The sequence below is a fragment of the Paenibacillus marchantiophytorum genome (assembly GCF_014640555.1).
Classification (GTDB): Bacteria; Bacillota; Bacilli; order Paenibacillales; family NBRC-103111; genus Paenibacillus_E; species Paenibacillus_E marchantiophytorum.
Genome location: NZ_BMHE01000064.1, coordinates 23,065 through 35,859, shown reverse-complemented (window position 1 = coordinate 35,859; position 12,795 = coordinate 23,065). Strand labels below are relative to the sequence as shown.

Here is a 12,795-nt window from a genome sequence, read left to right as displayed (position 1 = left end):
GTATGTAAGACCCCTTGTAGACGACGAGGTTGATAGGTTCGAGGTGGAAGTGCGGCAACGTATGCAGCTGACGAATACTAATCGGTCGAGGGCTTAACCTAATATAGGGATCTTTAATCGTAGATTTAAGTCTCTCTGCTGTACCCAAGAAAGTGAAGATAAGCTTTGTAGCGAATTCCGAATACTTGATTGGGGCCCAGAAATCCTAAGAACATCTAACTTTACGTAAGTTTCGTATCTAGTCTTCAGGGAATAAATCCCTACTGTGGCGGTCGTGGCGAAGGGGTTAACGCACTGGTTTGTGGATCCAGCATTCGTGGGTTCAAGTCCCATCGGTCGCCCTTTTCCCTTTACTAATGGGGATTAGCCAAGCGGTAAGGCAACGGACTTTGACTCCGTCATGCCTAGGTTCAAATCCTAGATCCCCAGTTTACCTTTTAAGCGGTCGTGGTGGAACGGCAGACACACCATCTTGAGGGGGTGGCGCTCACAAGGCGTGGGGGTTCAAATCCCCCCGACCGCATCCCAGATGTAGGTTTTATGAAAGTTTAAGGTTAAAATTAGATAGTGGGCATATCTGCACATGAATCTGAGTTTTAAAACCACTTTCTTTTCAGAACATCAAAATTCTGATTAGGGAGTGGTTTTTTTTGTTGATAAAATTTGCTATACAAGAGTTTAAAGATGACCGAGAGTACAAGAATTTATCCCCAAGAACGATTGAATCCTATTTGATGACCTTGAAGGAATTTCAAACGTATTGTGGCGAGCAGGAAGTTGTTAGTATCGAAGACGTATCGCAGTCCATTATTAAATCCTACCTGATATACTGCCAGAAAGAACGAGGAAACAATCCAACAACCAGAAACTCAAAGCTTCACTCAATCAAAATTTTCTTCAATCATCTTGAAGAAATCGAGGTTATAGAATCAAAGAAAAATCCAATCAAGAAAATGTTCTACGTTAAGGAAGATATTCAAATTGAAGCTTTCAATGATTATCACATCAACCAAATGCTTAACTACTACCGCAGAATCAAACAACGTGAGAGAACTTTCCATGCTTACAGGGATTATACGATTATTATCACATTACTCGGAACGGGTGTCCGTCTAGGAGAATTAATCAATCTCAAATGGAATGATGTTGATTTTAAATCTGGAACTATAACTGTCTACGGTAAGAAAAGGGAGCAATCTTCAATTCCTCTTGCTGATAAATTGATCAGAGAACTAGCGGAATATCAAGTGTTTTGCAAACAGCATTTCAAAGAGTTATCTGAGTATGTTTTTGTAAGTGACCGAAAGAATGGAAAATTAGCTGTTGATGCTGTTAAGTCAATTTTTATGAGACTAAAAAAGGCAATGGCTTTCAAAGATGTTCGATTATCCTGCCATACATTCAGACATACTTTTGCTCACAGAATGCTTATGAATGGTTGCGACATTTTTACCCTTCAAAAGATGCTACGTCATAGCCAATTGAATATAACTCAACGCTATCTATCAATTTGGGGTACTGCGCTTCGTGAACAAAATCAAAAATTCAATCCACTTAACAACTTGGATATTTAGGGGGATTTATGCCAATTTATTATTCTTTCGATTGATAAATCTAGGGTATCCAAAAGATCGTTTACGCCTTCATGAGGTATTACTAATGGGTTTCTCCTACCAGACGATGAACAATTCATAGAGGCTGAAATAGAAGGCTATAGATTGAAGTTAGTTATGCATGGAAGTTAGGGGGATTCCTTTTTTGAAGTATGTCTACTTAGCATTGACAAACCTCACTAATTGATATATTTTGATGAAATGTGAGATTTAATGAAAATATTGGAAGGATAAGGGGAGTCAGAAGTGGAGAAAAGATCAATATTTCGCAGAGATGGGTCAATTTCAATAAGTTTGTTAGTAGTATTTATAGTCAATTTTATTATTCCATTCACATTTATAATTAGATTTAAAGCTATTATTATTCAATATGGCAATGTTTTAACTATAATCGCTATTCCTGTTATTGTACTACTTTTATTCCGAATTAGATGTCAATTTAAACTTATTTATGGCTTGTTAGAAATTGCAATTGGATTACTCACTACAATATTTCTTGTATTTCCAGAATATGATAAATATGATTTCTCATCATCTACCCCTTTTTTAGGGGGCGCATTCGTGATGATTAGAGGACTCGACTATATGACAAAAGAAATCAAAGCAAGTCATTCAAAATCAAGATTTGGTGAATTTTGGGATTATGTATTTCCGAGTTAATTATGCAGTCTAAATGAATATACAAGTATTTGACTTATTTTACTTATTTTGATATTATTTAATAATCAAATGACACTACTGCGAAGCACGCAGAGATAATGGCAAAATTGCCTTTATTTCTGCGTGTTTTTTATTTTTATAAATGGAGGCGAAGCAAAAATTTGAAAAGTCCAAGAAACAGAACTATCCTCAAAACAGATATTCAGTTGCAAAATTGTATTAACGCAAATAAAGAGGTTGAGGTGTGGTTTGCAGGAAGTTTAGATTGTCAATCAGAGATAAGATATTATACAGATGAAGTAGTTGTGTTTGAGGAAGGAAGTTATCTGAGGAGTAATTGTATACTAAAGATTAAGGGTAGTCATCTTCAATTGGTGAAGTAAATAACATAGAATGTGGTATTCCCTGAAAATCTAACAATCTTTGAAAGATTATGTTGTCAGATATTGTTAGTATATGATAAGATAACTTTACGAGATTCGGGAATTATCCTCTGTGGAATTGCCAATTTGCCTTCGTGGCGGGAAAGACTGATGTCGCTATATGTGTGTCGTACGTGTCCTACGTGTGCCATACGTCATCCGATATCATCCAAAAGTTAAGCGTTCACCGAAGATGTGAGCAGAGGTTCTTAAAGGGCAAGAGTTGATTCGGTTGAGTCCCAGATCCAAAATCCTTTTTGTTAATGCAGAGGGGGCAGTAATGCCTACTAACAAATAAAAGGGTGATTTAAATGGATTCTCGTAAAAACCGTTTGAACAAAGCAAAAAGTAAAAATAAGATGATTGTTAGGCTTTATAAAAAGCTTGAGCCATTCATTGGACTGGTTAGGTTATTGCCATCTTCTTGGTTTCATAATTTTTTTTCAGTAGCCTCCGATGTTTGTATTGATTCTTATGACTTTTTGATTGACTTCATCAGCTCTTGCCTCCTTTATCAGCCAGATAGGGGATATTATGTTGAACATTCAATTATGCAAATTGAAAAATCTAAAAAGCAAAAAAATGTTATCGCTATATTTACGCATAGAATTATACAAGCTTAAAGATATAACTAAACATTACTCTACAGCCCCATTTGAAAAGGAATTTGATAATGGAAAAAAACGCATGTTATATAATCCTAATAAGGACTATAAACAGGTTTTAAAAAGGATCAACCTTATTTTGCAACAAATTCCAATACCAAATTATGTGTTTGGCGGAATCAGAGAACGGGATTATGTTCAAAATGCAACTGTACATAAAGATAATAATTTTTACTTACTTATGGACTTGAAGAATTTTTTTCCATCTACTTCTGACAGCTATGTTTATGATTTTTTCAAAAACAAACTGGGGATGTCAATGGACAATGCTAAAATAGTAACACTTCTAGTGACTGTACCAAATGAAGGAAATAGTGGTATAAGAAGCTTACCTCAGGGTTTTTCAACAAGCCCAGTGTTAAGTTATTTGTCGTACTCTGATATGTTTGAAAAAATTCATGACCTAGCTGTAAGCCAAGGAATTAAATTCTCTTGTTACTATGATGATTTAACATTTTCTTCAAGTAACATGATTGGAAAAAGCTTCAAAAATAGAGTGATAGAGATTGTCGAGCAGTTCAATCTCAAAGTCAACAACAAGAAGACTCATTTAACAAGAAATATTAATGGTACTAGGATTACAGGAACTATAGTAAAAAACAATACTTTATTCGCACCAAATAAATTACAAAGAAAATTAACAGAGAAGTTCAACGAACTTGAAAAGATGGAGCAAGTTGACATTTTGAATAAAAGGGAAGTAATACAGTTATTATGCAATACTGTTCAAGGTTGTTGTTCAGCTATTATGTCTGTAGAAAGAACAAGAAAATTTCCTCATATTTTACGTAGAGTAAGGGAAATTAGGAGATCAGTATAATAAATGAGATATTGCAAAAAAGACGCTCTAGGATATCCTAGAGCGTCTTTTTTTGATTCATAGAATATTGCACATCATCAAATTAAATTAAAATCATTTCTTGCATCGTAATGAAGATAAGGCAGTATCATATGTAGAAATCACTTAATCGCATTTTCGCATAAAATTGGGCTGATTTGATTTTACTTCATATTCATCTACGTCTAAATTCAAGCAAAATTGACACAGTAATAACAAGTAGATAGAACTAAAAAGAATAGATAAATATAATATTGAATGGGCATATCTACTTTTTATTAATAGAATTGCTAAGAATTTCCCAAACATAACTGTAATCAGTTAAATTGATATCCTGGATTTTTTCTATTTTATTTTTATTGTTGCAGATTATTCGTGAGCATTTATCAGCAAAATCCCTGCCATTCCATATAGCATTATAATTAGTTCTAAAAGCCATACTTGATTTTAAGTTACAAAGTGCATCATTGATTGCTTTTATGCACTCGATATCCCATTCTAAATAATCGAAACAAATTTCAATATTTTCATAATCTTTAGAACTATAATTACTGAAATTATCATACTGTGATTCTGAGTCTGTTTTAAAGAACCAAGATGATACTTCAAGAATATATTTTTTAAACACGTAATAACTGTTAAGTATTCTCAAAGTTCTTTCATCAGGCTCAAAAGATTTAAGCATTTCAATATTTCTCTTACTTACTATTTTATCAATATTTACATGTTTACTATGTTTATCTAAAATTTCTAAAAGTATAACCCAAAATGTTTTTCCAGAATTATATACTGAATACTCTTTTAGCCAATATGACAATTCTTCTATAATGAATTTAGAATTGAGCGAATAGGACATTTCAAGCAATTGTGGAAAATAGTTGTAAAAGTTAAAGAAATACTGTGCATCATTTGAAATCACTTCAACTAATCCATTCTTGACATCATTGTAATCAGATTCTAAAATAGCTTTCCAAAAATTTAGATTAGAATCAATTACCAAGTAACCATTTGCACTTTTTCTTATTTTCTGAAATAATTTCACGAAAAATTCTTTAGAGTTTTTTTTGTAAATAACGTTTACATCATCAATTAAGTGTGTTACTTTTTCATGCTCAATAATATCTGGATATCTAAAAAATTCATACAGATTTTTTAATTCTCTTAGTAAATATTCCTCGCCTCCAAGAACATAAAATTTACTTAAATTATCAATCATATAATTCCAAAAACATTCAACTGTAGAACTATCAATTGTTATTTGTCTCTTTGCATGAGCGCAATCATTTCTTATATTTTTCCAGTAGTTATAGTCAGTTTTAATTTGTTCTTCATTTTTAAAATGAAGAATAGCAATATCTTCTTTAATTTTTTTGTTTGCACATGAAGCATCTATTATCTCATTTACGAATTTTTCCCAATAATCATCATTATCTAAATTCTTAATAATTTCGAGTTCCCAAAATTTTGGGTTTTTTCTTACGAGTTCACCACCATAACTGCACCCCAAAATTCTATATTTTATAGTAGTTTTAAATGAAAGATAAGACATAATAAAAGCAGACTTATATGCTCCAATTTTGTAGCAACGCACAGATTCTTCAAATAATTCATAAGCTGAATCTCCAAAAGGATTCGTTTCTTCAACCCATTTTTCAATCCGAAGTTTCATGGATATTACCTCCTGATATTAGTGTTAGTGTGTGGTAAAATAATACAATGATACAGCCTCGGTTGTCTACTTATGTCGAAAATTGAAAATTTTGGAGATGTGATTCAAAACAGTGAATTTTCAGCCGAGCAATCACTTTAAGTAATGAAGGAGAGTCGCCAATCTCTATTTCGTTATTTTATCCAAGCGATTAACAAGCGAACTATCCTCCAAAAACAAATTGTTCGCTTGCTCACGTACACATTTCAAGCAAGGTGTTCCTTGTTTCTTTCTTTTTCAAATACAATTCAAAATTTAAATTAATTAGTGCGTCCTTGCCTACGGCATGGGCGTTTTTTATTTATGAAAGGGGCGATTTACATAAAAAATGAAACTGTTGATATTGACAATGATAATGTTAGTTCTGACAACAAACCAAATGTCGAAGTAAAAACTTACACCGAAAGTGAAATTGAAGACTTGATAAAACCTTTTAAAGATGAGGTTGAACGATTGAGGTCAAATGACGAATCAGCTTCAAAAGCTGAAATCAACTTGCAGAATCGTTCAAAAGAATTGTGGTCTAAAGAAGTCGCTATTGAATTAAAGTTGCAGGGGCTATCAGATTTCGCAGAGTTTTTTGCTGTCGATGAAAATAATCGTGAAGAATTGGAAGCAAAGATTAAGAAGTTCAATGAGGTTCTTGGTAAAAGAGAACTTAACGATGGCTTCGTTCCAGAATCTCATCGAAGTGCTGACAAATATTCGTTGGCTGAGAAAAGTAAAGATACCAAAGGCATGATAAATTCCAAGCTTTCTAAGCTTTTCAAACAAATTTACTGAAAAATAAAAGGAGATTGATACAAAATGAATACAACTAACTTGACTACTCAAGAAAATATTTCCCTTGTGAAAGAGATCGCAATGGTTGCCCCCATCGATACACCGCTAACAACGCTGTTGCTTGCTAATGGTAAAGAAAAACCATCGACAGCCAAGATTCATGTGTGGCGTGAAAAGACACTGAACCTTACGGATGATGTTTCTGTTGCGGAGGGTTCGGACGCAACGAACTTCGCTAATGGTGTTCGTGCTGAAATGAACAACGTAATGGAAATTTTTATGAAATCGGCAAAAGTTTCTGGAACTGCTCAAGCTTCTGGCGCAGTCGGAGATTTGTTCTCTGGTGAGATTAATGATCGCCTTGCTGAACTGAAAGTAAACATCGAGAAACGCCTTATCGGTGGCGTTAAGGATGATGGCTCTCTGAGTGGAATCCGTAAAATGGATGGCATTCTGAAATTCGTAGATGCTTCTAACAAAATTGTTGGTGCAACGAAAGGTGTTATCACAGAAGTAGAAGTTAAACAGCTTGCTCGGAAACTGTGGGAGCAAGGAGCAGGAACAGGAAAAATTTACGCTCTTGTAAATGCCGACATTAAAGAGCAAATTGACGAACTGTATAAAGACCGCTACAACTACCAAGCAAAGACAAACGAGTTTGGTCTGGTAGTACAGACAATCGACACTAACTATGGACGCCTTAATTTCGTGCTTGATCGTCATATGCCAATTGATAAGATTATTGCATTCGACTTGAATGCGTTGTCTATCGCATGGCTTCGTCAGCCTGTATTTGAACTGCTTGGCAAAACTGGGGACAGTACGCAAGGACAAGTGCTTGCTGAAGCTACACTTGAAGTTCTTAGCAAAAAAGCTGTGGTTGAATATACAATAAAAGCATAGTTAGACAGATACTTAAACAAATTTGAGTGGGTGCGCTCCCCACCCTTTTTTGTTTGGAAGTAAATTCACTTTATATACAAAGGGGTTATTTAAATTGGAAGAAAAAGATATGTATGTAATTAAACGTAGGAAGAAAAGGATTCGATTAGTACGACTAGCTGAAGCAATAGCTTGTTCGCCTTCGTTATTATCAAAATACGAAAATAGCTTTGCGGAAATGTCAGAAAGTAAGATAATTAAGTATCGGGAATTTATTGATTCGGTATAAGCTATTTATATCTATTTTTATAATTCTATTTACTTTTATTTACTGTATCAGAATTGCTCGATTTTGAGCGCAGATGAATGGTGAGTTGAGTCGTATCTGCTCAAATTTGAGCAAATCTGATTTACATCTTTTAACTGGAGGAATTAAATATGGATAAAATCACAGAAAATGTTGTCGGTGAAGTTGAAGCATATAACAGCAATGAGAAGTTTGTGAAAACACCAATGAGGATGCTTGCTTATGCAAGTCCAAGTTATGCGACAGATGATGAGATCGCAGTGTATTATGAAATTGTATATCACGCATCAGCGAGAGATGTTTCAATCTCTAACGTGAATGTTGACTTACTGTACGCAAGGCTACAGTGGGATAGTAAAAGCATTTCCAGAGGAAAGAAGCGAATTATTGATGCACTCGCAGGGTTATCCCAAAAAGGATTTATTAGCATAGATTGTAATGGTGAAGAAATCAAGGCAACAACATACCTTGTTATTCGTACACCTAGAAATAGAAGCAAATTATTTGATGAGAAAGTTGTTTCAGATGGGACTGTTTACACTGGTTGGACTCCTGTGACTGAATTAATCATGAAGATAGCAAAAGCAGATGAAAAGAATATTGGTCAACGTCTTAAAGTTCTGACATACGTCCTATGGAGGAACAACATTCAATATGCAGTTAGCTTTGACGAGTGGGCAAATGTATTAAAAGTATCTCCTTCAACAGCCAAGCGAATCATCAAGTCACTCAAAGGGGAAGGTATTATTAAAGTGAAGAGTGGCGTTTACTACACTGATGATTATGGAAATGTCCGCCAAGAGATTAACCAATATAGTGTCAATGATGAGCCAGAAGCAGATGAAGATGGTTACAAGCCAACAATCACACAGCGTCATAGTAAACTTATGAAGGTTGCCGATCTTTTAATGGCTACCACAGACCGAAGAATGACTAAGAGAATAAACCTGTTTGAATATGGTTCAGAGTTATCTGAAGATGATATGTATATTTATTTGACAACTGAATGCCTTCTAGTTAAAGAATGGGGCAAGAAGCGCTTTAATGCAATCAGCAAAAACGCTTCTGGGAAAGAAATGGTTGAAAGTTGGGAATCTAAAGCAAGAATGATGATGGCAAATCCAAAGCAAGAGCCAAGGAAAATTGAAGTAATAACAACTGTCGAAAATAACCCTACTACTGTAAAATTTGACATTTCCAACTTTGTTAAGATAGAGGAAGACCCTCATACTTTAGCATTTAGGGAAAGACAGCGAGCATTTAAAGAAAAGCAGGAACAGGAACGAATTAAAACAGAAGAAGAAGAAAAAGAGCGTTTCATACGAGAGATGTTCGAACTTGAAGAAGAATACGAGAATGCAGTTTAAGGACAGCCAAATGGTTGTCCTTTTTATATTCCATAAATTAAAGGAGATGGCTAAATGAATATTCATGACGCACTAAAAGCAATTGCATGGGACAGAGCAGAGTATTTCAAGTACAAGTTTCCTGCCGTTCGCTTTGACCAGACAAAAGAATTAAAGACACAAGCAGAGTTTCTTAATGTGGTGAACAAGAAGACAATGAACCCATATTTGCGTTGGGAGAAAACAGCGGAATACAAAGCGTTGGTAACGCTTATGTTGCAAGCCAGAACAGCAGATGACTTGCAGGAAATCTATACTGTAGTAATTCAGAACGCAAAAACAGGCGATGACAAGGCAGTTAAATTGTTCTTGGCTTTAACAAGAGAGATTGACACTCATGCTAAGTTGGCACTCAAGAATTTTGAGCATCAAGAAGAAGATGAGGAAGATAATGACGATTTGATTGTCTAAGGGGTGGAATGAATGGCGAGAACTAGCACGAAGGAAAAGTTAAAGGTTATCAATGACAATCCTAAGTTGTGGTTGCAGAACTTTGTGAAGATACAAGACAACAATGGTGATGCAGTTCCCTTCAAGGTGAATGAGCAACAGTGTGAGTTTGTTGATAGCATGGTAAAATTTAATATCATCTCAAAGGCAAGGCAAATTGGATTCTCTACATTATCTCTAGGTTTGTGCTTGTATTACGCTTGCACTAACAATAGTACAAATTATCTGTTGGTTTCATATAAACAAGAATCATCCAGTTCATTGTTCGAGAAATTGAAAGTAATGTATGATTCACTACCACATGATAAGTATTCATTCCCTAAGATTAAGCGTTCCAATCGTGATGAGTTTCTTATGGACAATGGCTCTAGGATTCAATGTTCAATTGCAGGATTGAAGGATATTGGTCGCGGCACAACATATCAGTACATTTTGCTGTCGGAGTTTGCCTTTTACCAGAATCAAGAGAAGGTGCTGTTGTCAGCAGAGCAAGCGTTGGCTAAGAACCTGACAAGCAAAGTTGTAATTGAAACAACATCTAATGGCTTCAACCATTATCAAGAGGTGTTTATGAATGCGTACAAAAAGAAATCCAAATACAAGTCATTCTTCTTTCCATTTTATTCGAGCGCATACGAGAAGCAGTTCAAGCATGACTATAACCAAGCAGAAGATTGGTATAAGGAAAGCAATAGTGGAAGGCGTTTATGTCCTGCTGATTTAGATGGAGATGAAAAGATTCTACATGGCAAAGGTGCCTCATTAAAACAGTTGATGTGGCGCAGATGGAAGTTGCTTGATATGAGTATTCAAGAGTTTTATCAAGAGTTCCCAAGTAATTCGATGGAATCATTCATTACTAGCGGATTCAGTGTCTTTGACCAATCGAAAGTGTTGGAACGAATTAATGCTACACCTGAGCCATTGCCTAAAACTGAATTGAATCACCTTGCAGAGCCTTTGTTGAGATATATTAACAGAGGTCTATTTATTTTCAAATTGCCCAAGAGGGGCGAACGCTATTATGGCGGTGCGGATACTGCTTCTGGTAGTGGTGGTGATAGTTCAACAATCACAATTCTTGATTCCGATGGCGAACAGGTGTTGAGTTTCTACCATAACAAAGTTCCTGTGTATGCCTTCGCTGAAATCATTAACTTACTCGGAAGGTTTTATCATTATGCCTTCTTTGTGATTGAGCGCAACAGTTATGGCTTGCCATTGATTGAGCGATTGAGAAAGGAATATGACTATCTGAATCTGTATAAGCACAAGGTATTCAATCAGCAAACAGGTAGGAAGCAGATGAAATTAGGGTGGCAGACAACGGAAGTGACGAAAAGCATTCTGGTATCTGACTTCAAGGAACATTTTGAAGTAGGCATGGTGATGATTCATTGTAAAGAAACATTAGCACAGATGCAGATATTCGTTGAAAGCAATGGCAAAACAGGTAACAAGGGGGGCAATGGTAATCATGATGACTTGGTTCTCTCATTCGCATTTGCAGTACAGGCAATCAAAGCAAATATATGGTATGTATAGGAGATGACGCTGAATGGATATTCAAGAATATATTAATCGGACTCATGATGGTGAGCCACAATGGTTTGTGGAAGAAGTAGGAATGACTGCACATAAGCAAAGGGTGCAGGACATTCTCGACAAGAAGGATTATTTAAGTGGACAGCATAAGATTTTGACAAGAAAAAGCGAAACATACAATGGTAAGGTATTTGAGCCACGTAAGATTGTGTTGCAGTATTCTAAGACCATTGTAAACTTTCAGACCAGTTACCTAATGAAAAATCCTGTATCGCTTACTGGTGATGAAAATACTGTTGCAGAGTTCAAGAAAGTCTATCTTAAAGGCAAGTTCAATAAGATTGACTTTGATATTCTTGATTCATTGGTGAAGTATGGTAACGCATATGAATACATCTATGTTCAAGATGGCGTGATTAAAAGCAAGTTGATTGCACCAGAAGATAGTTATCCAGTATACAACTACAAGAATGAATTGATTGCTTTCATTGAGTTCTATGTTGCTAACTTCTCTGAATACTACACAGTGTACTACACTGACCGAGTAGAAACATACACAAATGCAGGAACTGGCGAAGATGAACTGTATCTGTTGGAAACGAAGAAAAGTGCGAGTGGCTTGCCAATCTGCTATAAGAACCAGAATGAATTGGATACTCGTTTTGGTCGTAGTGACTTGGATGATTTCATTGGTATTTTGGACACTATGGAGGACATTTTAAGTAAGTTCTCTGATTCGTTCTACAAGCATCATAATCCAATTCCTGTTGCTATTGGTCAACAGTTGAAGGGTGAAGGATTGAATCAAAACTTAGTTGGTGGTGGCTTGGTTCTGGATGATGGTGCTGACTTCAAGATGGTTAGTAACTCATTGGATTATCAGTCATTTGAAGCCATATACAAGACATTGAAACAAGCATTGCTTGATATTTCGTTTACTCCTGCTGTATCGATGAATAACACTGACGTTAGTAATCTATCAGAAGTGTCTATGAAGTTGCTGTTCCAGTTGGCAGACATTAAAGCAGGTATGAACGAGAAGTTCATTCGTGATGGTATGGAACATAGGTTTGCTGTTGTTGCTGACTTGCTTGCTCGTATGGGAGTAAGCATTGATGAAAAAGCAGTTGAAACATTGGATGTTGTGTTCCAATATAGCCGACCTACAAATGAGAAGGACATTATTGAGAATCTTAAAGCATTGAGCGAGATGGGTGCTATAAGCATTGAGAGCGTTTTAGAGAACAGTCCTTATACAAAGGATGTTGGTCAAGAGTTGGAACGCTTGAGAGGTAACAGAGATAGTCAGAGAGTTCAGAAGGTCAATAATGGTGCTGTGAATGAGGTTAGAGTTGATGATCCGAGTGTGATCGTTTAATAATTCAGCAGTAAAACATTGGCGTTTTGTGGGGAAATGTACGTTATCCGAACACACATATAAATTATATAACGTGAATTAATAGAATACATGTAATTACGCACCAGATGGTTCTTTATAAGTATTATGGCTATGAGC

At 35.6% G+C, this 12,795-nt stretch carries 10 protein-coding genes, 3 tRNA genes and 1 rRNA gene; 13 read left to right on the top strand and 1 reads right to left on the bottom strand.

The features are described 5' to 3' along the window. The 7 genes from IEY34_RS32740 to IEY34_RS32710 all read left to right on the top strand — a co-directional run. Positions 1–101: ribosomal RNA gene (locus IEY34_RS32740) — 23S ribosomal RNA — on the top strand; the annotation flags it as partial. 167 nt (positions 102–268) lie between these two features. After that, positions 269–341: transfer RNA gene (locus IEY34_RS32735), tRNA-His, on the top strand. 16 nt (positions 342–357) lie between these two features. Continuing rightward, positions 358–429 (top strand) — tRNA-Gln (locus IEY34_RS32730). Between the two features lie 12 nt (positions 430–441). Then, positions 442–523, top strand: a tRNA-Leu gene (locus tag IEY34_RS32725). Positions 524–650: 127 nt separating this feature from the next. Beyond that, positions 651–1,574: a tyrosine-type recombinase/integrase gene (locus IEY34_RS32720; RefSeq protein WP_189019961.1), complete on the top strand. Its 924-nt coding sequence runs from the start codon at positions 651–653 to the stop codon at positions 1,572–1,574. 285 nt (positions 1,575–1,859) lie between these two features. Continuing rightward, the gene (locus tag IEY34_RS32715) at positions 1,860–2,273 is read left to right on the top strand and encodes a hypothetical protein (RefSeq protein ID WP_189019959.1); all 414 of its coding nucleotides are present in this window, start codon (positions 1,860–1,862) and stop codon (positions 2,271–2,273) included. Between the two features lie 956 nt (positions 2,274–3,229). Beyond that, positions 3,230–4,180 carry a reverse transcriptase family protein gene (locus tag IEY34_RS32710; RefSeq protein WP_189019957.1) on the top strand — a complete coding sequence of 317 codons (951 nt, stop codon included), beginning with the start codon at positions 3,230–3,232 and terminating at the stop codon, positions 4,178–4,180. A gap of 286 nt (positions 4,181–4,466) precedes the next feature. On the opposite strand, the gene IEY34_RS32705 is transcribed toward IEY34_RS32710, so the two are convergent. Beyond that, the gene (locus tag IEY34_RS32705; protein WP_189019955.1) at positions 4,467–5,867 is read right to left on the bottom strand and encodes a hypothetical protein; all 1,401 of its coding nucleotides are present in this window, start codon (positions 5,865–5,867) and stop codon (positions 4,467–4,469) included. Between the two features lie 342 nt (positions 5,868–6,209). Between IEY34_RS32705 and IEY34_RS32700 the strand changes: the two genes are divergently transcribed. From IEY34_RS32700 to IEY34_RS32675, 6 genes are all read left to right on the top strand, one after another. Further along, positions 6,210–6,689, top strand: coding sequence for a hypothetical protein (locus IEY34_RS32700; RefSeq protein ID WP_189019953.1), 480 nt, complete (start codon positions 6,210–6,212; stop codon positions 6,687–6,689). Positions 6,690–6,713: 24 nt separating this feature from the next. Next, positions 6,714–7,592 (top strand): SU10 major capsid protein, encoded by an 879-nt coding sequence (locus tag IEY34_RS32695; RefSeq protein WP_189019951.1) that lies wholly within the window; start codon positions 6,714–6,716, stop codon positions 7,590–7,592. Between the two features lie 417 nt (positions 7,593–8,009). After that, positions 8,010–9,245 carry a hypothetical protein gene (locus IEY34_RS32690; protein ID WP_189019949.1) on the top strand — a complete coding sequence of 412 codons (1,236 nt, stop codon included), beginning with the start codon at positions 8,010–8,012 and terminating at the stop codon, positions 9,243–9,245. A 54-nt stretch (positions 9,246–9,299) separates the two neighbouring features. After that, positions 9,300–9,695 (top strand): hypothetical protein, encoded by a 396-nt coding sequence (locus tag IEY34_RS32685; RefSeq protein WP_189019947.1) that lies wholly within the window; start codon positions 9,300–9,302, stop codon positions 9,693–9,695. Between the two features lie 12 nt (positions 9,696–9,707). Next, on the top strand, positions 9,708–11,279 hold the full coding sequence (locus tag IEY34_RS32680) for a terminase large subunit domain-containing protein (protein WP_189019946.1): 1,572 nt from the start codon (positions 9,708–9,710) through the stop codon (positions 11,277–11,279). Between the two features lie 13 nt (positions 11,280–11,292). Continuing rightward, positions 11,293–12,657 carry a phage portal protein gene (locus tag IEY34_RS32675; RefSeq protein ID WP_189019945.1) on the top strand — a complete coding sequence of 455 codons (1,365 nt, stop codon included), beginning with the start codon at positions 11,293–11,295 and terminating at the stop codon, positions 12,655–12,657. Positions 12,658–12,795: the final 138 nt, after the last annotated feature.